This is a genomic window from Geomicrobium sp. JCM 19055 (assembly GCF_000698185.1).
Classification (GTDB): domain Bacteria; phylum Bacillota; class Bacilli; order Bacillales; family Marinococcaceae; genus Geomicrobium_A; species Geomicrobium_A sediminis.
The window spans coordinates 17729-42492 of sequence record NZ_BAXL01000021.1; the positions used below are offsets into that span (position 1 = coordinate 17729).

A 24764-nucleotide genomic window follows, 5' to 3' on the forward strand; every position below is an offset into this window, starting at 1 on the left:
ATGAAGCACCTACAATCTTGTCATCCCCGTACTTATTAAGCCTGTTGTCTCAGTATCCACGGCTATGATGGGTTCTTCTTTTAATGTGTCGTGCATTTGTTTTAATGCAGTAGCATCCATAACCAGTACATAATTATCAGGCGTTTCAGCAACCATGTTTTCTAGAATCTCTTCACGTTTCGTAGCCATTAAAACAGCGTACAACCGTAGGGCATGGGACTTGTTGAACTTCTTCATGTCCTCAACACCAACACCTAGCGAACCATCTTTGATTGCTTCTTCTACAGCTTGCAGTTTTTTTCATATCTGCATTACTAATCTTGGTTTGATAAATCCCAACCTTCCGTTTACCTGTATGGGTGTCGTAACCAGTTCTCCATATCTCATCATGAGTTGGTTGATACTCTTTCAACTCTCTCATTCGTTCAGCAACACGGACTTTATCTAACTTTTGTTTATCTTCTTGTACGTCATGTAAATCAATATCAAACATCATTATCACCTCATCCCTGTAATGGAAGAAGGCATAAAAAAAGGACACGGTTAGTGTCCGTGTCCGAATTTATGATATAGATAATCGCTGTTCTATGATATTTACATACTCGTTTGAAATCTCGAAGCCAATAAACTTACGATCATTCTTCTTAGCCATCTTTAAGGTAGTGCTGAACCTGCGAACGGATCTAATACAACATCGCCACTATTTGACCAAGACAATATATGATCTTCTGCTAACTTCTCAGGAAAGATAGCAGGATGCTGAAAGGCAACCTTATCTTTTGTTGATTGGTGGATACCTATACTGTATTCCCAAACATTCCCCTTTAGTTTGGTGTCTTTAGTGGTTACTACCTCGTCCCTGTTTCTTCCTACACCGCCTTCTAAGACTGAAGAAGAACTTTGTCTTGTAGCATAGTTATATCTGCTTCCTGCCGTAACACACTGTTCACGCAAACCATTAAAAGTATTGGGCTTACCTTTAGAGAACACAAACATATATTCAAACGACTGTTCATATCGTCCGTGGTTCTGTGGCATAGGATTCTTCTTTCTATAGATCATAGTGTCGTGTAACCTAAACCCTTGTTCCATAAAAAGAAGGGCTTGCTTAAAGCTAGTTCCTGACTCACTACCTTTTACAGTACGGTCACCAACTACCCAAACAACTACGCCCCCGTCTTTCGTAACTCTATACAGTTCAGGAACAATCTTTTCTACATCAAATTCAAACCCGTGATAACCTCTAATATCATCATAAGGTGGGCTAGTGACAGTTAGATCAACTGAACCATCACCAAGCCCTTTCATTCCTTCTAAGCAATCAAGATTATGAACTGTATTCATATCTTAAAATTCCTTTACAGGTGTTTCCTCACTATCAACATCTACAGATACATTGCCTTCCTCATCTTCAATCTCCATCACATCAAAGTAGTCTGCAACTGGGAAGCCTGCTTTACGTAGCTGATCGATTTGTTGTTCATACGTTCTTGGAATAAGCATTTCTTCAAAGTCTTTAATCTCTACGCTTTCTTCTTTCGCCAATTCAAAGCCTTCTTTTCCTGCTTCATCCTTCAACTTAGGGATTAGGTTAAGGTCATATGAAGTTGCTGTACCTTCACCAGTACGAACAAACTTGAATGCGTACTCGTCAACTTCTTCTGAGTACTCTTCAATAGTTGACATAATTTTCTGTCCTTGATTCTTAGAAGCGTTGAAGTAGCGTACTTGTTGATTATCAATATCGTAGAATGCGAATAGGTAACGTTTCTTTGCACGTAGTTCATCGAACCCTTCTACGCCTGACTGACTAGCGATGCAGAACGCACACTCTTTACCAAGTGGTTCAATACAAGGCTGTGGTAAGATACCGTTTCCACCATCACGAAACAGGTTATGTTGCATGAACTCTACATAATCTTCTGTTCCCATAAGTTTTACACGTACAGACTGGTCAGTCTTTAACTTAATATAATCTTTATCAAAATCTACCTTCTTCTTAGGTACTTGGTTTGCTGATTCTCTTGCTTCTTGTCCTGTTTTTGTTAGTAATGACATTTTAATTTCCCCTCTTCTTCTTTGTTTTTGTTCATAAAAAAAGAAGGGCTACAGTTTAATGACTTGTGCCTTAGTTTGGTCGAGAACTACTGTTAAAATAGGATTAAATAACCTATGTAGGTAACAAACAGATTACAAACATAGGATATTTATCACATTAAATTTAAAATCTTGATTTACTTTTCCATATATTTCATTTAGAATGACGTTAGTTACACACCACTTAGTAAAATTAAATTTACTTAACGGTATTTAAATTAAATTAAGTTAAGTTTATTTAAGTTAACGCAGTAAGAACGAAAGTTATTTACTGTTCGGTTTACATACTTAGCGAGACTATCTTCATTGGTATTATCGTTCTTAATAGCACGTACAATTTCACTTCGTTTGAAGCCTTGACTATTCATGTGAATGACAGTTTCTTTCTTTAAGTCATTGTCGAAACAATCTTTCGCAAGTTGGTCAATAAGTACTTCATTTAATGTGTCGTCATAAGATGTAGCAGGATCAGGAATCACTTCACCTGTACTATCATTACTGTCACTATCTGTTGGCTTATCAAGTTCAACATTCATGAAGTCGTGGTTTGTATCTACATTCTTAACGTTGCCTTTAAAGTATGTAGTAACTACCCAATGAGAATACTGTCTGTATAATGCAACAAACGGTACGCCACCGTTTCTATCGAATCGTTCAAGGCACATAACCAACTCTTCGTATAGATCACCTCGTAACTCTTCAGGATCAATGCCCTGATCTAAGGAATGTCTTCTAACCTTAGACTCAATCAAGGCTTGCATACTGTCGAATAGTTCTAGGAAAGCATCATCACGATCTGATTGATTATCCGTATCTTGATATGTACAAGCTAGGAAATCTTGGCGTTCACGTACTTGATCTTTTTGTACCTGAGTTTGTTGCTTGAATGTTTTACCTTCAGTAATCTCATTGATTGTGCTTTGATTGTTCGTTAACATTTTTTTACTTGTCTCCTTAGTGTTGTGTTTTAAGTTAGTAAGAGTTAAAATTGTTCTCATATAGGTAATGGAATTAGGGAAAGAAAAAAAGGACATTGAAACTGAAAAAGTTTTAAAGAAATTTTTCTAACCCTGTCCAAGTAAAAAAAGCATGACTAAATAAGCCCGTAACTTACGGATGTTTAAAATTAGATACACTTCGCCAAAAATTGGTTAGCTGTGGTGGCAACTAAAAAAAAGGGCGTACCTGTGGTGGGTCTTGTGTAGATACTTTTTAAATTGCTTATCAAAATTCTTTGGTCGGAATTCGGTCTGCTTTCATGCTTGGTCATTACCGTACATAGGTTCTAAACAAAAAAATAAAAAGCAACTGGTTAGGTTGCAGGCGTTGAGGTTGGTTAGACCTTGACGCTTTTTTTGTTATCAGAACTAGTTGTAACTTAGTTTAACTTATACAAACGTAGTTTAATTTGTTTAACTTGTTCAAGAACTATAAACTGTTCTGTTATAATACTTGACCTTCTTCACCACTATAAACGGTTTGGGTAATGTTGTAAACACCTTGAAACATCTGTAATAGCCGAAGAATTTGTTCCCAATTCGTGAGAAATACTGGTACATCAGCCAAGAACAACTGTTCTCATTCTATTTTCCCACGAAAACAATTTTAATTCAGTAGAAAAGGCTTAGTTGATTCCCTACTATTCGGATTAAGAACTGTCACCAACTCGTCACTACTAAGGTCGTTGACGTCCTTTACATGGTTTGGGTACTTAATCTTCTCTAAAGTCATCAACCCGTTTAATCGCTTAGAAATTGCGGTACTTATCCATTCTCCTACAGAATCATTATCGACAGCAATTATTAAATTCTCAATAGGGGAACGAGTAAAAAGCTTTGACTGGGCACTACTTAAGTTTGATCCTCCTAAAGCCACAGCAGGAAAGCCATGTGTCCAAAGGTAAAGGGCATCAATTTCCGACTCAACAATATACGCTTCTGTAATATTTAGTTTATGAATAAAGTTCATTCCATAAAGATGATTGCGAATAGGTTGACCTTCCCCGTAATAATAGAACTGCTTAGACTTAACGGATCGGTACTTGATATTAACGATCTCATCATTTCTATTCATCCACGGGAACGTGATAGCTTTACTTCTTTTATCGTAGCCAACCTTGAATGAACGTTGTACCTTCTCACTGATACCCCGTGTTGCTAAATAATTATGCCTGTATGCGTACTTTCTATATTCATCAAGGCTAATGATCCTATCGTTGCTAGAATCTTCCTGAAGATCAATTGTGAAGGCCAGAACATCGGGGTCACTAATATCAATACCGTACCTGTCTAATAAATAATGTTCGGCTTCCTCGTAAGTCTCGTTACGTAAAAAAGAAAGGAGTTTAACTAGACCCCCTTTCTTGAATAAATCATATTCATCTGCCCCAAAATCAATCCATTGCCCTGTATCAAGACTAATAGAAAAGCTAGGTGTTCTTTCAGAACGGAAAGGGCTACAAGAAACGAACTCATCTACCTTCTCACTTCCTCTATCAAAGGACTCTATATAGAATGAAAGTTCTTCCATAACATCAACATGTAGTTCTTGCCCTCTTACTCTAATCATTTGAACCTCCTAAAATATATCGACAACCTGCGGTTCGGTAATGTAACCATAGTTAAAGTTACACCTAAGTTCTAACTGATTCCCTACGTTTGGTTCTCTTGCTTTCGCTAAAAGGATTGCACCGATCCCATCGTTTTGGTCAAAGTTAAGAACGGTTGAAGCATCTTGAATAACAGCAATCGTTTCACTGTACTGGTCAATACGTGGTGGGTTTACTGTCTGCAAACCTTCTCGCTTTCACCTCGGTTTTCTTTCTCAGCACTCGTTGGCGTTTGATGAACAACCAATCCTGCTACTTTATAGCGTGAGAATATTTGTCGTAGCCTACGGCTTGTTGCTGTCATGGCATCACGTCCATTGCCTTTATGACGCATCAAGTTAAAGCCATCAATAATAACCATCTGAATATTAGGGTTAGCCTGTAGGTCAGCTTCAATTACTTCTACACTTAAACCGTTTGGTAAATCCTCCATAGTCTTGATGATGTAAGGAGTCTCTACCTTTTCATTGAACTGATCCAAGAAATTAAAGTACTCTTCTTCATCCTCTAATTGCCCTCTTCGAACAGCCGTATTATCAAAATGTCCTCGCAAGGTATCTAGTCTGTAAACCTGTTGCTTGGTTGAAAGTTCAGGTGAGTAATGAAGGACACCAAAATCATTTTTATGGGCAGTCTCTCCGATGTGTGTACTAATCCATGACTTACCTCTGTTAGTATAAGCCTGAAGTAAAATGTAATCTCCTAACTCAAAGCCACCACCAAGCCACTTCGTTAATGACTCGTAAGGTGTAGGGATGTAAGAGAAGGTACGGGTTTCCTTGTTCTCTTCATACCACTCTTTACGTTCCGCACCGTTGGTAGCGTAGTTAGTTCCGATGCCGTTAGATTGTTCAGCCATTGCGTGGATCGTCTTTGCTTCTTGTAATAACCACTTGGCAAAGGTAGCCCCGTCATTCTTTTTATACTGTTCGTTAAGCTGTCCGTTAAGCATTTCAAAGGCTAGACGTTTAGCAGATTTACTTTTAACTGTCTTAGCAAGATAAGAAAAGTTGTCGTTAACATCTGCGATGTAATCAAAGTCCTGAAAGTTTGAAACGACTGTACGGTAATCAGGTGTTTGTTGGTACTCATCTACGTAGCCTTGAACGAATTCGTAAACGTCAGGGTAATCATGAAAGTCATCTTTCGTTACGTTGTATTTATTCAACTGGTAAAACGAATCGTCATCAATCACCTTACTTAATAGCTGTGCTTCAATCATTTCAAGATACCCCCTTTTCGTTTATCCGTTCCGTACAATGCAATCTGTTCTGTCATACCATCAATTCGGGAAGTTATACGATGCCCTAACGTCTTCTCTAGACTTGAAACATCTAAGTTACTAGTGAAGATGGTAGCCAACTCTTCTCCGTCTCTAGCATCAATGACTTCTGTTAATTCGTTCTCGAAGTTATCTGTAATACGATCACGAATACCAACGTCATCAAGAACAAGAAGGTCAACTGTTTTAAACTGTTCCTTGATACGGTAATACTTTAGCGTTGCTTCCTCTTTCATTTTGTCCGTACCATTGAACTGGCTATTGTATAAAGCTTGATAATCAGAAGCCTTATAAAATAAAGCAGGGTTGTTCTCCATCTTTCTAATACCTTTCGTATGTTCAATGGTTCTCGCTTTCACATACTCATTGAGGATTGTAATTGCTGAAGTGGTTTTACCTGTTCCCGTACCTAACCTGTTTTCTTGTGTTGAAACGGAATAAAAAAACAGCCCTATGCCCTTCTCGACATTAGCTGTAATGTTATTTACATAACGGGCAACCCATTCATAAGCCGTTGGGTTATCCTCTTGTATTGGTAAGTTATCAAACCGTACACCTTCATACTTCTTAGGAACGTTTCTTGCTTTCCATATTCCCCCGTCACCGTTAACACCATGAAGCATCATGAAGGGGCTACAGAGAACATTACATTTCCCTTCCTCTCCTGCAACCTTACATACGTCAGCCAATTGACATCTGTGTTCCATTGTCTCCACTACTGGAAACCTCCTTACTATCATCACTAATAAAGATTGCAGATACTTTACTAATAGGATGAATAATATAAATGTAATTATTTTGATTGATCTTTTGTTTAGTAACTAAAGGTTCACCATCTACCGTTACTTCTAGTAGATCGTTAAGGTATTTATTCATACTGTTAATATGAACACCCATTCTTTCTGAAAGTTCTTTTTGTGTAGTCCTACAAACACCGTCTTCATTCATGTAAGTAGCTAAACAAAGTAAAGTTGTTAATCCTGAACTTCCTATTTTGTCTACTATTCTTTCTGTAAATAATGAGGAATGTAATGTTAGGTACATTGTGTTTTCTTTTGTCCTCCCTTTTCTTTTACATTTTTGTAATGGAGTTCAGAAAAGGTATTAGGACATAGAGATTTTAGGAAACAGATATTTGTGTATGGAGAAAGAGAAATAGCCCTACCCCAAATTGAGGTAAGGCTTTATAGGAAAGGGATGTTATGAGGTTTGTTTGTTACACGTTCTTTATTTTAAATAATACTTTAGCTACTTCTTCTAACGTTTCAAAACGATCAATGCTACCAAGTTCAAAAGGTAGCTTGCTTTCATCACCTTCAAATGATGCAGGAATTATATACACTTCCCACTGACCAAATGAAATCATGTCGTCCTTAATGACACTTACTTCAATGCCATTAGGAAAGGCATACTTCTTTTGTACAGCGTCTTTAAAAGTTAAGAGACTTACGTCTTTACCTTCTTTCTCAGCTTCTTCCTGTGCTTTTCTGCCCTCTTCAGCAATAGGGTGTGCCCCATCATAAATCTTGTATTCATCAAAGTTAGTAATGTCCATCGGTAGACCTCCTAGTTTTTCGTAAAGGTAAAATGAAATGCAGCTTTCACCTACCCCACTCAGTTTCCACCTAAGCGATTCTATAAGTTTATGAATCCTAATAGTCCTGAGTAGGAAAAAGTTTCTTAGATGGGAAAATATTAGCTACATAATCTTGTAATATTTCATAGCAGGTAAGCCTTCAATTCTTGAATCTATATAACCCTTCTCTTTAAGCATGGAAATATATCTACGTAAGGTTCTTTCTTTAAGGTGGTTGTCTTCCTCCATTTCTTTATAGGTAAGTTGAAACCAACCTCCCCACGCTTCACGTTTATGACATTCTTTTACAAGAGTTTCGTAAGCCATTGCTTGTAAATGTCCTACGTCTTGTATAACGTCTTTCATCACAAATGCATATTGATTCTTATAGTCAGATTCTAATAGTGCTTTAATAGTCAAAATGAACAACTCCAATTTTATAAAATGTGTTTTATTTTGTTTATCAAATCTCAGGAGAATTGAATTTAATTTAAAGATAATTATTTATAGTTATTTAAGATATTTAGTAAAGATATTTAAAGATAATTATTGTGTTTAATTTTTTTAAACTAGGGTAGTTTAGTTTTTTTAAACTAGGGTAGTTTAATTTTTTTAAACTAGGTAAAGGGGGTAGTTTAGTTTTTTAAACTACCCTATCCAAAACCCCATTAAATCAAGATTCTAACCAGTTGTAGTCAGGCTTTTCAATCATAGGTGAAACATTTTCAGAACGTTGTTTCATCATACTATCTCTAGTCTCATCTAAATATTTTTCCCATAACTTGTTTAACATTTTTACAGTTGAATAGATAAAAGCTTTTGTATCGTTGATCGACTTTTCATAGGTTGCAAGCTGTCGAAAGACTAACCAATAATCACGTACATCATATTTATCTTTAGACTGATTAACCCACTCACGAACCTTCTTTAAATCCACACCGTTCTTTTCCATCTTAGTTGCAAACTCATTATAGGATTCTCTGACTTTATCATTCGTAGAAAGATAGTCTTCTTCAACTGTCTTCTTATCTTCTTTTGGTTCAGGCTTAGGTGCTTCCTGTTCAATCTCTTTTTTTAGGGCGACCGCCTTTTTTTAGTATAAGAAAACTTTTCATTGGTGCGGTCTTCCCATTCACGTACTTTTTCTAAAGGCTGAACGGACTTTGTGAAATCATTTTGAGGGTACTTAAAGACAACAATATTTTCAGGTGCGTTCCCCTTTTGCTTACTGTCCTCATATGTAATGAAGTCTATCAACGCATATTCATAAAGTGTTTTCACATGCTTATAGAAAGTAGCTTTAGTCATACCCACACGTTGCGATAACTTACCAATGCTTTGAGGGATAACATCGTTGTCCCGTTCTTTGTTTGTGCGGTCTGCCAATGTCCAAAGACGAAGGTAAAGTACTAACGCCTTATCACCGATCTTATCTACCCAGTCATCCATTGCTACAAAGTAAAGTGGCGGTAACTCTAGCTGTTCTCTTGGTGTTTTTCCTTGTGTTAAATCTAATTTAGTCATTACAAAAACCCCTATTTCTGAATTGGTGTTCAAGAAAAATAGGGGCAGACGCATCAATATGCTTTTATGGTTTACCTATTGCAAATTAAATCTATGATTCTCTTGCAATAGGAATAAGTTTTTTTGTATACTTAAACCATAAATGAATGAAATTCGGGACGCATGAACTCGCCAAAGTTTCTGTTGCGTCTGCCCAGTCACTAGTAAGTCTTCGACAACTTGCTAGTGATTTTTTTTATACAATTTTATCTCGACATGGATTATTATAGTATATTCTACCATTCTTGGCAACACTATTTATTATATATGATAAAATAGTCTAGCGTGTATTAACGTAGTAGACTACATAACAACATATATTGTACACAAAAAAAGACACCCCCACTACATTTAGTGAGGGTGTTACTTCTGTCTGTCTATTTAGTTACCTTTGCAACGTCATATAAACCACTTGCTGTTAGTCCAATTATAATACCAGTCATTATTGATTCAGCTAGGGAAGCATCAATATATACAACTCCGATTACTGCACCTAATGCAATGTTAATGAACGGTAGATAAGTTGAAGGAACATTTACTTTCTTCAACGCCTGACCAAACGCAACAAGAACTGCTACGAGTACACCAATTTCAAACATCATTCGTTATCACCTGCCTTGTCATAGTAGGTAGGGGGTTCTTTATCTTCTTCACCTTTGAGACGGTGAACTTCTCGCCACAATCTTTCTTGACCATTAGATAGATTATTCTGATTTCTGTTAAGAATATCTAACTGTCCTGTAATCTTCTCCATCGTGGCAGATATTTTACCCATCTGCTACTGTTGTCATTCACCATCTGCTTATTATTATCTACAAGGTCATTGATCTGCTTGTCTTTTGGTTTAACAAACAAAGCGTACACAATGATAATCGTAACAATAGCAATCACTTCTGTTCCGAAATAATTTAATAGTTGTGTTAGTTCCATTACCTTAACTTACCTCCTGAGAAGGAGACGTAGTTTAATCAACCACGTCTGACCTAACTAAGATGGTAGCGAGTTGTTCACGGGTAACGTATTGACGAGGGCGTTCACCGTTCATTAACCCTGCTACTTCTACAGTTTCCCATGCTTCTTCATGAGTTGGTGAAACGTTTCCGTCCCGTGGATCAAGGATAGCTTTAATCATTGTTCCGTAAAGGTCAGCTGAACGTAGACGACCTTCTTCTAGTTCCTCTTGCATTGTGCTTACTCCATAACGTCTGACTAAATCCTCAATAGCTTTGATGTTGCTTGCGTAACGTGCATCGTTTAAATTCACAATACCTTCCTCCATCTCTCTTAATAATTTTTCAACCTTTGCCTGTGTTGCATCGCCATAGAAGCCAAAGTAATTACCGTCAGGACTAGACAGGTCATACTCTAACTGAAGGGCTTTGACAGCATCTAAAGTCTCTTGGCCGAAGTGTCCGTCAACTCCATGAAGAGGTAAGTCAAACCCTAATTTAATCAGGTTTTCTTGGATCTCTTCAATGTGTTTGCCCGTCTGATTCCATAACGGATTATCAGTAGCGTTGCTGTGTCTTAACAAGTTTTTGAATCGACTCCACGGGAAGTTAGTGCCGGGGCAATTTGTGTTTCCTGTTGAACCTGTACAATCACTATGACGAATTACTTTTTCAACTGGAACATTGTAACGATCCATAAGGTGACGGATTAGACCTGCGAAAGCAACGAGGTCATTTTCATCTACATTTTCCTGATCGTAGTTTCCTTCTAAGCAAGCACCGATTGACCGACCGTTATAGTCACCGCCTGCGTGTGCCCCGTGATGAGAACCACGACCTTCATAATGCTTACCGCCTTTATGTGTGTAGTAGTTGTAGCCAATACCTACCCAACCTTGCCCTACGTGTTGATTGTGTGCTTGCCAAACTGAGTAGTTAAATCCTACAGGGTGGTGAATGATAATGAACTCCACATCACTTGCTGAAAGTGGTCTAAGATTTCCGTTCCATTTTAGGTTTGCATCAAGAATAGTTACCATCGTAAAACCTCCAATTAAAAAAGGACACCTAGTTAGGCATCCTTAGAATTTTGTTCAATCTCAATTTCAAGCTGTTCAATTCGTGCTTGCATTAAAATGTTTTCGTGATTTGCTGAAGCTAACTTGTTCTGATAATGCTGAAGCACTGCGTTAATATCTAGTTCCTGATTAGCCATTTTTAATAACCTCCAGTTCAGATTTTAGTTCTTCTATAGTTTCCTGTTGTTCTTGCATACCTTTCCAAAGGAAAGCACAAATAGCAGATAAGTTAATCGTTCCACTATGGAAAATTTCAGGGGGCATTTCCTCTGCAATGAACCCAGTAAAGTAATAATTTTGATCGGACTCTACTTGGTTATTTCTCTTAAATCTATACGTAGGTGTGTCTAAGATTACGTCTAATACAGCAGGTTCAAACTCATGAATATCATACTTCGTTTCAACACTGGAAACCTCACGGAAGTTATTAGCCCTTAATTCAATGTGTGAAGAATCCAAAGCATCACGGAACTCAATAAATCCGTCACGTCCTTTAATACCTGAACCGTGTCCCTGCCTTCCCCCTGCACCTTCTAGTTGAATCATATTAAACATCGGTGTCTTGTACATTTGAATAGAAGAAGTTCCTGCACTGGGGTTATCTACATCCAAGTAAACTCGAATGTCGTTAGGACTCATACGAATATAGTTATAGTCGTTAAACTTATAGTAGCCGTAGCCTGTTCCCTGATCGCTTTTAACCTGTGGTAACGTAACTTCATTCCCTCGAATATCTAACGACTCTGCATGAAGTCTAAAGGTAGTTGCTTCAATCTCTAAAAGGTTCCTTGTACCTCGAATAGAAGCACCGTTAGCAAAGTTAATATACTTATTAGTGAAGGTGTTCTGAGTACCAATAAATAATTCGTTACCAATCTTACGTTGTTAGATACATCAATATCAACACCTGAAATAACACCACCTTGAATACGGTTAGCAGATAATGAACCAGTGACAATATTACCGCCATTGATTTCTGTACGACCTGAGACTGCCAAGTCATTAAAGCTAACCTTTTCCCCGTCCAAATAAGTCACCTTAGTATCTAAATCAACTGCCAAGCGTCCTGCATCTTCTGCTTCCTTCCTTGCATCTTCTGCCATTTCTTGTGCAACATTGGAAGCGTGGATAGCTTCTAGTGCATCTTCCATAGCATCACGGGACATTTCGCCTGACTCAATAGCTTCCTGCAAAGCTTCAAGTGAAATTTCTCCACTACGTAATGCTTCTTCTAAAGCTTCCTGCGACATTTCTTCAAGGTGTTCAACCATTTCTTCTACTTCTTCTTTAGAAATACCGCCCCCTGTTTCCCACTTACCTGCGTAACGGGAAATCATTAACTGCAATCTACGGACTTGTGAAGAAGCATAGAAAGTTAGTTCATCGAATTCACCAAGAACTATATTGTCATTGTTAGAATCGTTGTAGGAACGATGTACTTCTAATACCCTTGCACTTAAAAGAATGTAAGGGTTAAAGGTTTTATCAACGACTACAATTTCATCACCAAGACGTACTTTCTTTTGGCTGTATCCTGTAATCTTTTCTAGATCAACTAACCCTACTTCGTAAGTTAACTTAGGGGTAACACGCTTCCTTAGTTCGGCATAGGTATTAGTGAATAATTGAGTCTGCGTTTCTGCCTGATCGTCAAAGTGAATATCAAAGATATGGTTTCCATCTGTAGACCAACGTTCTAATGCTTCTCTTGATCCAATCCAATCTGTAGTTTCCTCACGGTAGTAAGTTCCATTGTCAAAGTCAGAGAAACCGTTAAGTGTCATTCGTTCCCCGTCTGAACCACCTTGACCTACACCAATCAATGCTGTAACAACACGGGTACTGTCTTCAGTACGTGTAACTGAGGTTAAGTTATGTCCGTACTCTAGTCGAACACCAGTAGGATTACCACGGCTTTCTACTTCATTTACAAACTGGTCAATAACTTGTGTTCCAACTAGCTTAACGGTATAGTACAACTCTGTTTCAAACTCACCTGCAATCTGCTGTAAAGCATCGAGGGCTGTAGTGTATTCACCAATCTCAATGTCCCTACTCTCATTACTTTCAACAGTTCCAAGTTTAAATTTAGATGTATTTCCTAAGACCGTTTCAATTGCAGTACCAATGGAAGCACTGTTTAAATTGAATGTCTAACAGGTACGCCAAGTAATTCACTTGTAGCAACACTCTCAGCGAAGATGGTCTTTTCATAAAGGTTGCTTTCATTGGTTTCAATCGACTCTTTGATTACAAACAAGTGGGAAAAACCGTCTAAGTCTTGAATAAGAACATGTCCATTTACAGTTAGTTTACTTGCGTCTTTATGAGTAGCAGGAACAGTAAAGGTATAAGTGTTCCTGCCGTTTAATGTTTCGTGATGATCGTCATTGTAATAAGGCATTGATTCAGGACTGTTGTTAGTCGCAACGCCAATTACAATCTTTCTTGAATTTAAAATAAAGATCAAACTTATAACCACCTTTCACGGTAAAATACTTGTGTTTCTGCATTCCGTGGATATGTCATAAGGTGATTTTCTCCACGCTTCAATGAGAAGAACTCACTTCCTACATTCAATAACTGGAAAGCTGTCTTTCCGTTCACGGATACAATGCCACGTTGACAGTCGAACTCAACCATTTCCCCTGCCTTGAAAAACAAAGGTACTGAATTTTCAAAATCACTAGGGTGGGAAGGTTCACGTACTTCAATGTGTTGAATGTTCATATGATGAACAGTGTTTAGAGAACCTAACGTAGCAATATGAATTTGAATCTTAGCTAGTCGTGAACTGGTATACCTTTCCTGAGTGTCAACGTAACGGTAAGTTAATTCATCGTACTCATTTCCGTTATCATCACGTTTAGCAATACGGGCTTCCCACTCGTTACCTCTTCGATTGAGTTCAAGAGTTCCACTAGGGGTGTCGGAAAGACTGCCCTTTGAAGAACCGTAAGTGTCTGCGATGTTTAACCCACCACTGTAGTTACCAATTCGTGCCTGCATTTTAGGTGCGAATGTTCCAGGTGTGAAGTCTCCAATACGGATCTTTCCAATTTGACTGTTGTTCTCATCAAGTAAATAGAATTCAATTCGTCCGATCTCTGTAGAACTTCTAGCATCAAAACCAAACCTAAAGGATGCTGTGAAATCCTGAACACTTCTATCTAATGATTTAATAAGAGAAGCACCTCGCCACTCTCTGCTAACTTCTTCATCCTCACCAACATCAGGTAAACCATAATCACCGTCAGCCTGTCGGAAAGAGTAACCATTACTTTCAAAGCTTCCTCTAATCAATCCATTATCTACACTGTCTGCTGTTGTCCACCCTGTGTTGACGGATTCCATACGATCATAGAAGACTCTAGGGTCAATCTCTTTTTCAGGAAGTTCAATGTCTTCAAGTCCAAGTTCTAAGAACTCTGATCCGTTTGTAATTGCAACAAGGGAAGAGTCATTCTCTAAGAATGTTTGAATAACTGGATACGTTTCAGCCGTTCCTTGATTATCAATAACTAATGGTTCGTCATTATTAGGAGACTGAACATAGTCCGTTTCAAACTTACGGTCTTTGCTGTATGCAAAAGGATCAGGGCAGAGAAAAGTAATCGTTGCTGTACCATGATTAAGTAATTCGGAAATCTGTGTATCTCCATCAACTCTAGCGTTGTAATATTTATCAGGATCGTCACTAATAATTAAAGGCTGTACTTCCTCATGGAATAACCAATCTGCCAACTCTCTTGCGTAAGCCATAACCTCATTATCATTTGGTGTAACGATAGTAATATCTACTTCAATTGTTCTAGTACCAATACGAGTACCTTGATCGTAATTACCTGCCCGTCCATTTACTTCTATCGGTGTAGTACTTAGTGTAGGAAGAATGCCAAAATGCAGGTTGCCTACAATAACAAAGTCAGGAATGTCTTTCCCTGCGAAATTTAAGACTGCCATATTTATCACCTTTCTTAGTAACGCAAAGAAGCCTTCGCCTAGTTGTAGGCAAAGACTCCTTTAGCACGTTCTTCAATTCGTTCACGTTTCTTCATTTCTTCAGTTAGCTTCTTAATGTCTGCTTCCTCACGGATGTGAATAGCTTCATTAAAGTTAACGTTAATCGTTTTACCATCACCATCATTGCTGTTACCGTCACCCATCATAGATGAAACGGCTTCTGCGAATGGTTTCATACGAGACTTATTGGATAATGGTAGAACAGCTTCATCACCGTTCTCACCTACACCGATTACGGAAGCACCAGTAAAGATACCGCCTGTCTCGTACCAGTCAACGCTGAGACTAGGTAAGCCCTGCGAAGGCCAGTTGACGGGGTTTAATGAACCTGTATAGCTGAAGCGTGGCATGGTGATGTGCGTGTTGAACATATTAGAAATTGCATCTTTAATATCATCAACAAAGGAAACTGCATTTTCATAACCTTTACGGAAAGGTTCGGTAATTGAATCGACTAAATCTGAAAGGGCATCACTTGCGTTACCTCCCATTTCTCTGAAGAAGCCAAGCACTTTCTCATCTAACCATTCACCTGTACCATTCCATACAGCCTTAAAAGCATCAATAGCTAAATCGAGTAGAATGTTCATCGCCCCTGCCCAATCACCTTCGATGATTTTTCCTACAACATCCATCATGTCTCCGAAACCTCGTTCTAACCAACCGAGTACCTTTTCCATTTCACGCCAAGCAATCTCGAATAGTTCAGCGATGATTGGGAAAACAACCTCAGCTACATCTTGAACAGATTGAAAGGCTTCTTCCATTCGATCCATAACGGCATCACCGTATTGATCCCACCATTCTTGGATAATCTCAACACAGTTGCGGAAGAATTCACCGATTCCTTCAAAGGCTTGTGAACCTACTTCACGGATTCGGTCAAAGGCTTCATTCATAGCATCCATAATAGGGTCGCCGTAAACGTCCCATAGTTCCATGAAACGGGTCATGAAATCCTCAAAGATTTCTCGCAAGCTATTAAAAATTTCTCGTCCTGTTTCCATCACACTAGTGAATGCTGTGGTTACTACATCACGGAAAGTCTCACTTTGAGTCCATGCGATGGTTAAGGCAGAACCAATTCCAATCACACCTGCAAGAAGTAAGCCGAGTGGACTTAGAGTAAGCTTCAAGATAGCAATAAAACCTGCTACTGCACCGATAATAAGCCCGAACCCTGTAATGATTACTGGAATAACAATAGCTAGACCACCGAGTACTACAAGGAACTGCATTGTAGATTCATCTAAATCACCGAACCAGTTCACAAGATCTTCAGCTACTTGAATAACTGCGGATAAAGAAGGTTCTAAAATCTCGAAGATTTGAATACCGATTTCGTGTAGTGAGGATGTTAGAGAGTTAAGTGAACCATAGAGGTTGTCTGCCATAACTTCAGCTAGGTTTGCACCCTGCCCCTCTGCGTTTTCCATTTCTGCGGTGAACTCGTCTAACTTTTCTGAACCCTCAGCTAGTATCATGTTCATAGCATCTGCACCAGTAGTATCAAAGATGTCACTTAATACGCTTCCCCGTTCATCGGCAGACATGCCTTCTAAGGCATTATCTAAATCTCTGATAATATCATTAAAGTTCCTAAATTCACCTTCTGAATCGAAGACTTGCACGTTTAATGCATCTAACTGATCCTTTGCGTCACCACTTGCGTTTGCTAGGTTGTCCAAAGCCGCCCTTAGTCCACGACCTGCACGACCACTTTGTAAACCTTGACTACCTAGAAGACCAATGGTTGCTGTAAGTTCTTCAATTTCGATACCTAAGTTATTGGCAGTTGGTGCTACATATGAGAATGTCTGTCCAAGTGTTTCACCTGTAACGTTGGAACTTGAAATTGCTTGTGCCATTACGTCTACAAGTCTACCTGTCTCATCTGCTTCCATTCCCATTGCTGATAATACGTTTGATGTAATGTCGGCTGTTCTACCTAAATCCATACTTGCAAGGGTAGCTAAGTTAAGCATATCCCTGTGGCATCAAGGATTTCATTGGTCTCAAAGCCCGCCATTCCGAGGTATCCCATCGCATCACCGACCTCGCCAGCTGTAAACATTGAGTCTCTTGCCAAGCTACGGGCAGTGTCTCCCATGTTATCCATTTCACTTGCTGTCGCACCTGTTACTGCTTGTACATTTGACATAGATTTCTCAAAGTCTGCACCGACTTTAATAGCACCTACACCGATTGCTGTTAAAGGAAGTGAAACCTTTGTCATTAAGCTTTTACCAATGGATGTAAATTGCTTTGATGTTCTATTTAAACTATTTTCTACTTCGGACATACCTGCCCTGAAGTTGGCTGTATCTGTACCGATCCTAACCATAATCTCTGATAAGGTTGCCATGTCCTCACCTGCCTTTTCTATAAATAAAAAAAGACAGGTAACATAACCGTATATAGTTACGTTACCTGCCCTTATCGAACTTGCTTATTAAGGATTTCAACTGTTTCTGTTTATATTTCTCATCAATCTTGGTAAAGGTTTCACGCTTACTCACGTCTTGAATTCTTCCGCCAACATCAAAGCGAGATTCATAAATATCTTTTACCTCAATGTTCTTAGACTTGCTTCCTGCTGAAGACTTAATACCATTGAGAATATGAGAAGTCTGCCAAGCCGTTCGATGGTTTGTACTGTCATCGTCCCATGCCCTTTGAAAAAGATGTGCTTCATACATTTCATTGAAATCTTTAACAGAGATTTCATAGAACAATTCTTTTGGCTTTAAATTAAGAAGACCGTATCCGATCCGTTTAATATCTTCCCATGTCATCGAACGACTTCTAATTAGTTTTTTTGAACCACCTAATGACTCATTAAGAATAGGAGTAATTTCATTTAATTTTTGAATTGTAATATGCTTACCGATATAAGTTTCAGTTACTTCAGGGGAAGTCTGTTTAATACCGTTATACAAAAGGCTACGAAGTACTTTCATAGACATATTTCCTTGTAGGTCAGTTACGGATACGCCTGTCTCTTCCTCTACATCTGCAAGGGCGTTTAGGTTCAAGTCTAATTCAAATTCTTTTCCATCTAATTCAATTACATTTGCCATTTATATTCACTCTCCATAATTTTGTAAGTATAAGAAAAAGCAATAGAGACTAGGCTTTAACTAGTTCTACTGCTTCTATAATTGTTTCAATATATTTATGAAACTCTTCTGTCGTTGTGTGTCTTCGCTGTGGTCTACTGTTAGTTTCAAAGAAAGCACTCCGTTGTGGTGTGCTAATCTCTAACTGTAATCCCATACCTCTTTTATTCATGTTGGTAATGTTGGAAGGGTTAACACCTGATATACTGCTTTCAGGTGGTTCAATTTCTGCATTAAATCCTGCTTCTAATAACTTGTCTAAAACAACTTCTTTCAGTTCTTCATCAAGTCCACCAATCTTTGTGTTGTAATCCTCACGGGCATAGTAACCGTGGTAAGAAACAACATAATCAAAACGCTTGTGAATTCTAACTGCGTTTGGTTCATCAAAGTTTGTGGAAGTTACATGAAGATCGGTGTTTCCACTGGAACGCCAACCCTCAAAGCAATAGAAATCATATCCTAAAGCACCTGAGAACATCGCTAATTCAGATGTACCACCTTCAATACCACCGCCATGAATTGCTGTAAACAATACATCCGAATCATTAACGCCTACCATGATATGATAGTCGTCATTGTAAGTGTTCTCCTTCTTTAGTTCTTTGAAGTTTGCGTATAAGTCAGCCACTATTCTACCTCCCTGACCGTCAATCTAAATGGATGAGAAGTAACGGCTTTAAGATAGTCACGATTACTTACAACAACATAATCATTAAGGGTTACATGCCTTAACTCATCTTGTTCTTCCCATTCAATACCATCTGCTGAATTACTAATAATAACATCAGAAGGAGTACCGATTGAGAAGTTTAAATGAAGTTCATCGTAAGGACTGACTTCTAATGACGGTGAAATATATTTACCTGTTTCACTATCATATGTGGAGTTAAAGACCCCCAAAGAAGGGGGACTAGGAGGGAGTACTGAACTCTTCTTCTAATGCCCCATTACCATCAAACGTAACTGTAAATGTTACGGCTGAATCTTGTGCTAAGTCCAACGGGAAGTCTGTAACTAATGCGTATCCTGTATACTGAATGTTACCTACTTCAAAACTTACTTCTACATCAGTACCATCGTTAAAGGCTTTTGACAATTCTCGATAAGCTTCATCGTCAATCACCATAAAGGCTTCAGCATCAATAGACCATTCTTTAATGCCCTTGATCTTTGTAGACCAACCACCACTAGTCTTGTCGTTAGTTTCAATAACGTTCATCGTTCGGTTAAGTGATGCACCTGATTGACCGCCAATAACTAGACCGTCAGAAATCTTAACAAGTACATCAATACCTGCAACTTTTTCTTTTCTATTTGTCATACTTTACATTCCCTTCGTTAACGGAAAATACAAAATTATTAGAGAATAAATGATTGTCGTTTCCGTCTGTTCCAATATAAATAGGGGCTACATTTTGCGATTCAGAAAGAACCACCTGTAAGCCCCCAACATAAAAGTTAGTCTTCTTATGAAACAGCTTCTTAATATCTAAGCTGTTTGTTTCTGCTTTATTGATTTCACTGTCTCGAACCATGAACTGAATATTAACGGTTGCTAATCCTGCAACGCTAGGTGATGAACCAGTGCTTGTTACATACACCCCGTTCTCTCTAAATGTAGAAGGGAATTGATATGCAAAAACAGGAACTGGGCTGTCAGTCCTCATGTATTCAACAAGTGAAGCTAATGAAAACATTCATTCCCTCCTTACAAACTAGAACGAATTGATCCGAATATATCTCTTTCAAAACGGTTTCTATATGTTTGTGATTCACCATCAAGAACCCTTGTCAGAAACTTCGGGCCGACCTCGTAGGTTCTACCACTCATACCTGTACCGCCACCACGGGCACGGGAAGCTTCACCTAAACTATAGGACGTATCTTCATGCATCCTAATAGCGTAGTTGTATCTTCCTCCACTACCTTTTTCAGTAACGTTATAGGCTACTGTTCCACTGATCCCACCTCTAAGACCAGTGCTTTTACCCTTTGCCCAAGACTGTGAAAGTGTTCCATATTCAAACGGAGTTGCGTTACTAGAAGCCCTAACAACGTCATCTAAAACTATGTCCATTGATTTGCCCAATGCTTTATGAACTGCATTGCTAACTAACTTTGTTCTATTACTTAATACTTGAAAATCAAACTGGTTGTTATCCATTAAACCACCACCCTGATATTAAATAACTGTCCTGCGAAGTCGGTAGTAAATCGAATAGCTTCAGGCGTTGATTCAATATTGTTGCTTAAAGGGTCGGTGTACTTAATGATGTCGTTATATTTGATCTTCGTGTCTGAAGGAAAGAACAAGGTTGCGTTATACAGTATTTCATTTCCTTGTGCATTAGGGATTGTTTCTAAGGACGAGTTATAGGTTATATAAACTTCAATGTCTTCTCTTCCTAATTCAATTGAGTTGCCCCATGCATCTAATTCTGTAGACATTTGAATAAGGGTTACTGTTTGATTAGTTGGAAGAATGCCCAACATACTAAAACCCCCTATCTATCGTATACTTGTCACGTCTAGGTAAGGTGTCTTTACGTCTGTAAGTATGTTGCCTTTCTAAGTGATAACTTCCTGACCTACGTTTAGGGTATTTCTGAAGAATAGATCTAGGGATTCTGAAGGTGGCACGATCTCTTTGAGTCATCATCATTCCTGAGACTTGAATAGTGTTAGTACCTTTTTCAGCCCTTCGTAAACTATCATCCATTTCAGCCAAGTAAACGGCTTGTTCTGCTAAAACAGAAACAGGTACAGGGTTAAGATCATTGAAGTGTTGGGGCAGTTCATCTAGTAATATATTTTCAGCATTGTTAATCAAAGCAGGTTTTTTTTGTTATCGCTAACCTTGTCATAATGTTCGCTGTGAAAGATATTATCTGTAACGAACAAATCAACCTCTTCAACTTTCCCCATGCTATTCACCTGCCTTAGTATCTTCTTTCTTTGCCTTAGTTTTTGCCTTAGGCTTAGGCTTTGTTTTTGGTTTCGGCTTATCAACTTCTAGCGTAAAACCAAAATCATCTGCAATTGCTTTAGCTAGTTTTTCATTTTCAAAGACTCCTACGCCTTGTGAAAAATTTAACGTCTGCAATTGTTCCATTGTAGGTCTTGTTGGTTGTAAAAACTTTAGCTGTCATCGTCTCACCCCTATACAAAAAAAGAGGAAGGCAGTTAAGCCTTCCCTTTAATCTTCGCTGTTCTCTTCTCCGTTATCTTCGCTATCGTTCCCGTCTTCGGTTCGTCCCCTCCCCCATCTGTAGGGGGGTCATTAGGGCGTAACGCCAAAGTCTTTCAAACGAACAGCAGAATAAGGGTTGAATACTGCGAGTCCAGTGAACCACTCGATACGAGTTACGCTAACTGCCTTAGCAGAAGTCTCTCCGAGTTGACGAACTTGTACGCCACCGTTTTGAAGTCCTGATACATCTGTATAAGAACCAAACTTAATGCCGTAGATGTCACGGTTTTGGTTGTCAAGAATGTTAGTTTCAACAGCTAGGATTGGAACACCACCATACATCTGTACTGGACGACCAAAGCTATCTTCACCTGATTCAACGTAGTGACTTGACGCTTGAAGTGTTGCTAGAATTTCTCTTCGTGTTGCCTTAGACATGAACAACGCATCTGCACCGCCACGTACTGCATCAAGAAGACGGTTAAGAGAATCTAGTTTCTTATGGTTCTCGTCTGCACCTACTGAATCTGCATGGTCAAGTTCTACTTCATCTTTACCTGCTACACGAACATCAATACCGTCAAAGGCTTTGCTGTCTGAAGCTGTTGAACCTTTGAAGAAGTGCTTAGTATAAGTGTTTGCAATTGCTTTCGCTTTTGCTTGAACTTGTACTGCGTGTTGATCGTTGTAGTCACTCATTGTTTGTTGAATGAATTGGTCAAGTTCAACGTCTCCACCGAGAATAACTAGTTTCTCAGAACGTTGTTCTACGATTGCTTCACTAGCTGTATAAGCTTCGTTTACTTCACGGAAAGCTACTTCAGGTAGTTCAGCTTCTTGGTTGTAAACATAAGCATTACCCTCGATTTCCATAAAAGGAAGGTTCGCTAGTACCTGTGATTCTTGTGCGATTGTGTCAATGATACCTGCTTGGAGTGTATCAGTAGTTAGTTTACTTGCTTGTTGCAATGTTACTGCCATGTATATCTCTCTCCTTAATTGTCTGCATTAAAAAAAGAATGGGGCGATTAGCTACCCATTCCTGCTAGAATTTTTTTGTAGTGGATTCATATTTTCAGGGTCTTTCTTAGGCGGTGTATCGTCTTCTTGTTGTTTCTTTGAACCAACTGATCTAGGTTCTTGTGAAGGCGATGTAAAGAAGCCCTTAGCTTTAGCTTTATTGATCCATTCTAATTTCTGTTCAGGTGATAAATTAGATGGAATGAGTTCATGCATTTCCTCATCAATACTTGTTAGTTCTGTCTTAACAAGTTCATTGATAGTAGCTTCTAAAGCTTCTGCACGTTCTTTCTTTGAAGCGAAGTCTGACTTGTATGTTTGAAGTTCAGTCTGTGCAGTTTCAAGAAGATCTTTATATTCACCTTGTTCTTCTTTTTGTCTGCGTACTTCTTCTGCTTTCGCTTCCTCTGCTTGTCGTTTTTCTTCTTGTAGTTCTGCAAGCTGAGTTTTCATTTCCTGCATTTGTGTATTCACTTCATCAAAGCGATTCTTAGGAATCATCTTCTGTTCTGAAGATTCTGTCTTCTGTTCAGGTGAAGGATTATCAGTAGCTGTAGTATCCCCCTCAGGCTGTTCCGAGAAGAACTGTAAACGCATTGGTAAATGTGGTTGTGGCATAAAAATATTTCTCCTTTCATTCTTCGTTTTTAACGTGCAACGACACGGAATGATAATGTATGAGGAACATGAAGGTATCGAACCTTCAACCCCTACCCTATCTAGTGTCCAACACTATTAAAGGAATCGAACCTTTGTAGGTGGCAGGTATGTTACCAGTTACACCAATGTTCCATATGGTCAGGACACTAGGATTTGAACCTAGACCACCGCACCCCAAATGCGGTATGCAACCAAATAACACTTTATCCTGATTGGTTGAACTGGTAGGATTTGAACCTACAACCTTCCCGTTATCAGCAGGGTACTCTACCAATTGAGTTACAGTTCAATGTATGCCCTAAAGGGCAACATACCCGTAAGACGGGCATTAAAATTCTCCTAACCAATTAAGGTACTCACATATAAAACGCAAGCCCCTAAGTTAGTCAGGCACAATTAAACGACCTACCGTGGTTCGCATATCAGTCTTACAACATATCTAAATGAATGCCTTACATATGCGTGGTAGGTACTATTCATTAAATAAACTAAAGCAATGATTGGCTAGTTCACTGCCAGTACAAAACGGGCGAACCGATTTTTTCAATGGAAAGCCAGTGTGCTAAATGCGTACATATAACACAATTGCGAAAGCCCTGACTTTTCCCTAATACTTAATACACAAAAAGGTATACTATTGCAGGGAAATAATTAAAGATTTATAAACTTACATTTGCGTAGTAATTATTTAGGCGACTGTCACTAGTTCTACGTAAGGAATCGGGTAGAACATCTTCAGAAGTAACGGGGGTTACACTATGTCTACAGTTAGGATGCCAAATTAAATTACTCTGACGTAACTCATCGTAAGTTGGATACCCACGGGTTTCACCTCGCATGGAAATAATCATTCCTTCGAAGTAAGAACATTCATCTATAGCCCCGTGGTCGGAGACGATTGCTAAATCAATATCTCTTTCCTGCATTTCCGTTCTTAACCCGTCCATATATGCGGTGTTCATCTTAGTACGTACAACCATATCTACATAGGTATCTAACTTCCAAGTACGGTTTGCCCTATCAACAATGGCAGTTTCCATGTTCCGCATCCCTGACTGCAACTGTTGTTGGGTTAATTGATCTCTAATTTCTTTTGAAAGGGTTCTACGTCCCGTACTCTGTAAAGCATTATCCTGCATAACAGTAGAAACAGTTTGACTAACAAAAGCTTTAATACTATCTTCAGTATTATTTGTACCCTTTAGTAAATCTCGTTGGGTATCTGTCATAAGTTTTTCAATACGTTCTCTAGCAAGCACTGAATTTGAAACCTCTTCTGTAGCATCCACTAAATTACTGTATTCAGAAACAGACAGAATTGTATTTCTCTGCCCGTCTCCGAATGCTTTATAAATAATGTCGTCTACTTCACCTGCCGACTGTCTTGATAAATCCGAGAAGATAAAACTAATCTGTCTAAGCTTTGCCTGTTCCTGTTGAAGTAATTGGTTTTGAGTAGGCGTTCTATTTCTCAACTCACTTAACTTGTTTACCTCGTCTTGAACTTGTTTATAAGACCTTGCATAAATAGTTGCTATCCTTCTACGATCTTCATCATACGAAGGTGAATGATATTCACGGAACGCCACACTAA

General features: G+C 38.7%; 35 protein-coding genes, 3 tRNA genes and 1 pseudogene. All 39 read right to left on the minus strand.

Annotated elements, in window-relative coordinates; translation table 11 throughout:
* Window positions 1–9: 9 nt before the first annotated feature.
* The 39 genes and pseudogenes from JCM19055_RS17445 to JCM19055_RS17610 all read right to left on the minus strand — a co-directional run bounded on the left by JCM19055_RS17445 (window position 10) and on the right by JCM19055_RS17610 (window position 24759).
* A complete protein-coding gene (locus JCM19055_RS17445; protein WP_042360647.1) occupies window positions 10–237 on the minus strand; it encodes a hypothetical protein in 228 nt (75 codons plus the stop codon).
* A gap of 4 nt (window positions 238–241) precedes the next feature.
* On the minus strand, window positions 242–496 hold the full coding sequence (locus tag JCM19055_RS17450) for a hypothetical protein (protein WP_152549958.1): 255 nt from the start codon (window positions 494–496) through the stop codon (window positions 242–244).
* Between the two features lie 66 nt (window positions 497–562).
* Window positions 563–1344 (minus strand): annotated as a pseudogene (locus tag JCM19055_RS17455) (site-specific DNA-methyltransferase).
* Between the two features lie 3 nt (window positions 1345–1347).
* On the minus strand, window positions 1348–2058 hold the full coding sequence (locus JCM19055_RS17460) for a hypothetical protein (protein WP_042360649.1): 711 nt from the start codon (window positions 2056–2058) through the stop codon (window positions 1348–1350).
* Window positions 2059–2315: 257 nt separating this feature from the next.
* Complete coding sequence (locus JCM19055_RS17465) at window positions 2316–3035, minus strand: hypothetical protein (protein ID WP_042360650.1); 720 nt, start codon at window positions 3033–3035, stop codon at window positions 2316–2318.
* A 505-nt stretch (window positions 3036–3540) separates the two neighbouring features.
* On the minus strand, window positions 3541–3663 hold the full coding sequence (locus JCM19055_RS30220; RefSeq protein ID WP_265182315.1) for a hypothetical protein: 123 nt from the start codon (window positions 3661–3663) through the stop codon (window positions 3541–3543).
* Window positions 3664–3702: 39 nt separating this feature from the next.
* On the minus strand, window positions 3703–4665 hold the full coding sequence (locus tag JCM19055_RS17470) for a toprim domain-containing protein (protein WP_042360651.1): 963 nt from the start codon (window positions 4663–4665) through the stop codon (window positions 3703–3705).
* Between the two features lie 9 nt (window positions 4666–4674).
* The gene (locus tag JCM19055_RS30225; RefSeq protein WP_265182316.1) at window positions 4675–4890 is read right to left on the minus strand and encodes a hypothetical protein; all 216 of its coding nucleotides are present in this window, start codon (window positions 4888–4890) and stop codon (window positions 4675–4677) included.
* Window positions 4878–5927, minus strand: a complete 1050-nt coding sequence (locus JCM19055_RS17475; protein WP_265182317.1) for a DnaB-like helicase C-terminal domain-containing protein — start codon at window positions 5925–5927, stop codon at window positions 4878–4880. Before JCM19055_RS17475 ends, JCM19055_RS30225 begins: the two co-directional genes overlap by 13 nt.
* On the minus strand, window positions 5924–6703 hold the full coding sequence (locus tag JCM19055_RS17480; protein ID WP_042360652.1) for an ATP-binding protein: 780 nt from the start codon (window positions 6701–6703) through the stop codon (window positions 5924–5926). The genes JCM19055_RS17475 and JCM19055_RS17480 overlap by 4 nt, the downstream gene beginning before the upstream one ends.
* Window positions 6669–7031 (minus strand): hypothetical protein, encoded by a 363-nt coding sequence (locus tag JCM19055_RS17485; RefSeq protein ID WP_042360653.1) that lies wholly within the window; start codon window positions 7029–7031, stop codon window positions 6669–6671. The genes JCM19055_RS17480 and JCM19055_RS17485 overlap by 35 nt, the downstream gene beginning before the upstream one ends.
* Before the next feature lie 172 nt (window positions 7032–7203).
* On the minus strand, window positions 7204–7542 hold the full coding sequence (locus JCM19055_RS17490) for a hypothetical protein (RefSeq protein ID WP_042360654.1): 339 nt from the start codon (window positions 7540–7542) through the stop codon (window positions 7204–7206).
* 144 nt (window positions 7543–7686) lie between these two features.
* A complete protein-coding gene (locus tag JCM19055_RS17495; protein WP_042360655.1) occupies window positions 7687–7983 on the minus strand; it encodes a hypothetical protein in 297 nt (98 codons plus the stop codon).
* 253 nt (window positions 7984–8236) lie between these two features.
* On the minus strand, window positions 8237–8515 hold the full coding sequence (locus JCM19055_RS17500) for a hypothetical protein (RefSeq protein ID WP_042360656.1): 279 nt from the start codon (window positions 8513–8515) through the stop codon (window positions 8237–8239).
* 122 nt (window positions 8516–8637) lie between these two features.
* Entirely contained in the window at window positions 8638–9087 is a 450-nt protein-coding gene (locus tag JCM19055_RS17505; RefSeq protein WP_052366490.1) for a transcriptional regulator, read from the minus strand.
* A gap of 416 nt (window positions 9088–9503) precedes the next feature.
* Complete coding sequence (locus JCM19055_RS17510; RefSeq protein ID WP_052366491.1) at window positions 9504–9728, minus strand: holin; 225 nt, start codon at window positions 9726–9728, stop codon at window positions 9504–9506.
* The gene (locus JCM19055_RS30230) at window positions 9725–9880 is read right to left on the minus strand and encodes a hypothetical protein (RefSeq protein WP_265182318.1); all 156 of its coding nucleotides are present in this window, start codon (window positions 9878–9880) and stop codon (window positions 9725–9727) included. Before JCM19055_RS30230 ends, JCM19055_RS17510 begins: the two co-directional genes overlap by 4 nt.
* Window positions 9881–10090: 210 nt before the next feature.
* On the minus strand, window positions 10091–11116 hold the full coding sequence (locus tag JCM19055_RS17515) for an N-acetylmuramoyl-L-alanine amidase (protein WP_042360657.1): 1026 nt from the start codon (window positions 11114–11116) through the stop codon (window positions 10091–10093).
* Between the two features lie 32 nt (window positions 11117–11148).
* Window positions 11149–11292 carry a hypothetical protein gene (locus tag JCM19055_RS27600; protein ID WP_193745492.1) on the minus strand — a complete coding sequence of 48 codons (144 nt, stop codon included), beginning with the start codon at window positions 11290–11292 and terminating at the stop codon, window positions 11149–11151.
* Window positions 11285–11767, minus strand: a complete 483-nt coding sequence (locus tag JCM19055_RS17520) for a tail fiber domain-containing protein (RefSeq protein ID WP_042360658.1) — start codon at window positions 11765–11767, stop codon at window positions 11285–11287. The genes JCM19055_RS27600 and JCM19055_RS17520 overlap by 8 nt, the downstream gene beginning before the upstream one ends.
* Before the next feature lie 164 nt (window positions 11768–11931).
* Entirely contained in the window at window positions 11932–13284 is a 1353-nt protein-coding gene (locus JCM19055_RS17525) for a phage tail spike protein (RefSeq protein ID WP_081833812.1), read from the minus strand.
* Between the two features lie 11 nt (window positions 13285–13295).
* Window positions 13296–13625 (minus strand): hypothetical protein, encoded by a 330-nt coding sequence (locus tag JCM19055_RS17530; RefSeq protein ID WP_042360660.1) that lies wholly within the window; start codon window positions 13623–13625, stop codon window positions 13296–13298.
* 2 nt (window positions 13626–13627) lie between these two features.
* On the minus strand, window positions 13628–15118 hold the full coding sequence (locus JCM19055_RS17535; protein WP_042360661.1) for a distal tail protein Dit: 1491 nt from the start codon (window positions 15116–15118) through the stop codon (window positions 13628–13630).
* A 38-nt stretch (window positions 15119–15156) separates the two neighbouring features.
* Window positions 15157–17136 carry a phage tail tape measure protein gene (locus tag JCM19055_RS17540; RefSeq protein WP_265182319.1) on the minus strand — a complete coding sequence of 660 codons (1980 nt, stop codon included), beginning with the start codon at window positions 17134–17136 and terminating at the stop codon, window positions 15157–15159.
* A 14-nt stretch (window positions 17137–17150) separates the two neighbouring features.
* Window positions 17151–17543, minus strand: a complete 393-nt coding sequence (locus JCM19055_RS17545) for a phage tail tape measure protein (protein WP_042360663.1) — start codon at window positions 17541–17543, stop codon at window positions 17151–17153.
* 61 nt (window positions 17544–17604) lie between these two features.
* Entirely contained in the window at window positions 17605–18258 is a 654-nt protein-coding gene (locus JCM19055_RS17550) for a hypothetical protein (protein WP_042360664.1), read from the minus strand.
* A gap of 49 nt (window positions 18259–18307) precedes the next feature.
* A complete protein-coding gene (locus JCM19055_RS17555; RefSeq protein ID WP_052366492.1) occupies window positions 18308–18928 on the minus strand; it encodes a poly-gamma-glutamate hydrolase family protein in 621 nt (206 codons plus the stop codon).
* Complete coding sequence (locus JCM19055_RS17560) at window positions 18928–19200, minus strand: hypothetical protein (RefSeq protein WP_042360666.1); 273 nt, start codon at window positions 19198–19200, stop codon at window positions 18928–18930. Before JCM19055_RS17560 ends, JCM19055_RS17555 begins: the two co-directional genes overlap by 1 nt.
* A 10-nt stretch (window positions 19201–19210) precedes the next feature.
* Window positions 19211–19621: a phage tail tube protein gene (locus tag JCM19055_RS17565; protein ID WP_042360667.1), complete on the minus strand. Its 411-nt coding sequence runs from the start codon at window positions 19619–19621 to the stop codon at window positions 19211–19213.
* Complete coding sequence (locus tag JCM19055_RS17570; RefSeq protein WP_042360668.1) at window positions 19611–19997, minus strand: minor capsid protein; 387 nt, start codon at window positions 19995–19997, stop codon at window positions 19611–19613. Before JCM19055_RS17570 ends, JCM19055_RS17565 begins: the two co-directional genes overlap by 11 nt.
* Before the next feature lie 11 nt (window positions 19998–20008).
* On the minus strand, window positions 20009–20464 hold the full coding sequence (locus tag JCM19055_RS17575; RefSeq protein WP_042360669.1) for a hypothetical protein: 456 nt from the start codon (window positions 20462–20464) through the stop codon (window positions 20009–20011).
* Entirely contained in the window at window positions 20464–20793 is a 330-nt protein-coding gene (locus JCM19055_RS17580; RefSeq protein ID WP_052366493.1) for a hypothetical protein, read from the minus strand. The genes JCM19055_RS17575 and JCM19055_RS17580 overlap by 1 nt, the downstream gene beginning before the upstream one ends.
* A gap of 433 nt (window positions 20794–21226) precedes the next feature.
* Window positions 21227–21412, minus strand: coding sequence for a hypothetical protein (locus tag JCM19055_RS17590; protein ID WP_042360671.1), 186 nt, complete (start codon window positions 21410–21412; stop codon window positions 21227–21229).
* 168 nt (window positions 21413–21580) lie between these two features.
* Window positions 21581–22471 (minus strand): major capsid protein, encoded by an 891-nt coding sequence (locus JCM19055_RS17595; RefSeq protein WP_042360672.1) that lies wholly within the window; start codon window positions 22469–22471, stop codon window positions 21581–21583.
* Window positions 22472–22522: 51 nt separating this feature from the next.
* Entirely contained in the window at window positions 22523–23128 is a 606-nt protein-coding gene (locus tag JCM19055_RS17600) for a hypothetical protein (RefSeq protein ID WP_042360673.1), read from the minus strand.
* A 62-nt stretch (window positions 23129–23190) separates the two neighbouring features.
* Window positions 23191–23302: transfer RNA gene (locus JCM19055_RS26660), tRNA-OTHER, on the minus strand.
* 3 nt (window positions 23303–23305) lie between these two features.
* Window positions 23306–23381: transfer RNA gene (locus tag JCM19055_RS26665), tRNA-Pro, on the minus strand.
* A gap of 2 nt (window positions 23382–23383) precedes the next feature.
* Window positions 23384–23459, minus strand: a tRNA-Ile gene (locus JCM19055_RS17605).
* Between the two features lie 370 nt (window positions 23460–23829).
* Window positions 23830–24759 (minus strand): phage minor capsid protein, encoded by a 930-nt coding sequence (locus JCM19055_RS17610; protein WP_042360674.1) that lies wholly within the window; start codon window positions 24757–24759, stop codon window positions 23830–23832.
* Between the last annotated feature and the right edge of the window lie 5 nt (window positions 24760–24764).

Excerpts from the sequence above, each read along its gene's own strand:
- JCM19055_RS17565 (WP_042360667.1), bottom strand. The coding sequence starts at position 19,621 with ATGACAAATAGAAAAGAAAAAGTTGCAGGTATTGATGTACTTGTTAAG.
- JCM19055_RS17545 (WP_042360663.1), bottom strand. The coding sequence starts at position 17,543 with ATGGCAACCTTATCAGAGATTATGGTTAGGATCGGTACAGATACAGCC.
- JCM19055_RS17540 (WP_265182319.1), bottom strand. The coding sequence starts at position 17,136 with ATGGATTTAGGTAGAACAGCCGACATTACATCAAACGTATTATCAGCA.
- JCM19055_RS17550 (WP_042360664.1), bottom strand. The coding sequence starts at position 18,258 with ATGGCAAATGTAATTGAATTAGATGGAAAAGAATTTGAATTAGACTTG.
- JCM19055_RS17445 (WP_042360647.1), bottom strand. The coding sequence starts at position 237 with ATGAAGAAGTTCAACAAGTCCCATGCCCTACGGTTGTACGCTGTTTTA.
- JCM19055_RS17595 (WP_042360672.1), bottom strand. The coding sequence starts at position 22,471 with ATGGCAGTAACATTGCAACAAGCAAGTAAACTAACTACTGATACACTC.
- JCM19055_RS17580 (WP_052366493.1), bottom strand. The coding sequence starts at position 20,793 with ATGTTGGGCATTCTTCCAACTAATCAAACAGTAACCCTTATTCAAATG.
- JCM19055_RS17515 (WP_042360657.1), bottom strand. The coding sequence starts at position 11,116 with ATGGTAACTATTCTTGATGCAAACCTAAAATGGAACGGAAATCTTAGA.
- JCM19055_RS17475 (WP_265182317.1), bottom strand. The coding sequence starts at position 5,927 with ATGATTGAAGCACAGCTATTAAGTAAGGTGATTGATGACGATTCGTTT.
- JCM19055_RS17510 (WP_052366491.1), bottom strand. The coding sequence starts at position 9,728 with ATGATGTTTGAAATTGGTGTACTCGTAGCAGTTCTTGTTGCGTTTGGT.
- JCM19055_RS17485 (WP_042360653.1), bottom strand. The coding sequence starts at position 7,031 with ATGTACCTAACATTACATTCCTCATTATTTACAGAAAGAATAGTAGAC.
- JCM19055_RS17450 (WP_152549958.1), bottom strand. The coding sequence starts at position 496 with ATGATGTTTGATATTGATTTACATGACGTACAAGAAGATAAACAAAAG.
- JCM19055_RS17575 (WP_042360669.1), bottom strand. The coding sequence starts at position 20,464 with ATGGATAACAACCAGTTTGATTTTCAAGTATTAAGTAATAGAACAAAG.
- JCM19055_RS17505 (WP_052366490.1), bottom strand. The coding sequence starts at position 9,087 with ATGACTAAATTAGATTTAACACAAGGAAAAACACCAAGAGAACAGCTA.
- JCM19055_RS17600 (WP_042360673.1), bottom strand. The coding sequence starts at position 23,128 with ATGCCACAACCACATTTACCAATGCGTTTACAGTTCTTCTCGGAACAG.
- JCM19055_RS17590 (WP_042360671.1), bottom strand. The coding sequence starts at position 21,412 with ATGGAACAATTGCAGACGTTAAATTTTTCACAAGGCGTAGGAGTCTTT.
- JCM19055_RS17500 (WP_042360656.1), bottom strand. The coding sequence starts at position 8,515 with ATGGAAAAGAACGGTGTGGATTTAAAGAAGGTTCGTGAGTGGGTTAAT.
- JCM19055_RS17465 (WP_042360650.1), bottom strand. The coding sequence starts at position 3,035 with ATGTTAACGAACAATCAAAGCACAATCAATGAGATTACTGAAGGTAAA.
- JCM19055_RS30230 (WP_265182318.1), bottom strand. The coding sequence starts at position 9,880 with ATGGAGAAGATTACAGGACAGTTAGATATTCTTAACAGAAATCAGAAT.
- JCM19055_RS17570 (WP_042360668.1), bottom strand. The coding sequence starts at position 19,997 with ATGTTTTCATTAGCTTCACTTGTTGAATACATGAGGACTGACAGCCCA.
- JCM19055_RS17470 (WP_042360651.1), bottom strand. The coding sequence starts at position 4,665 with ATGATTAGAGTAAGAGGGCAAGAACTACATGTTGATGTTATGGAAGAA.
- JCM19055_RS17535 (WP_042360661.1), bottom strand. The coding sequence starts at position 15,118 with ATGGCAGTCTTAAATTTCGCAGGGAAAGACATTCCTGACTTTGTTATT.
- JCM19055_RS17490 (WP_042360654.1), bottom strand. The coding sequence starts at position 7,542 with ATGGACATTACTAACTTTGATGAATACAAGATTTATGATGGGGCACAC.
- JCM19055_RS27600 (WP_193745492.1), bottom strand. The coding sequence starts at position 11,292 with ATGGCTAATCAGGAACTAGATATTAACGCAGTGCTTCAGCATTATCAG.
- JCM19055_RS17460 (WP_042360649.1), bottom strand. The coding sequence starts at position 2,058 with ATGTCATTACTAACAAAAACAGGACAAGAAGCAAGAGAATCAGCAAAC.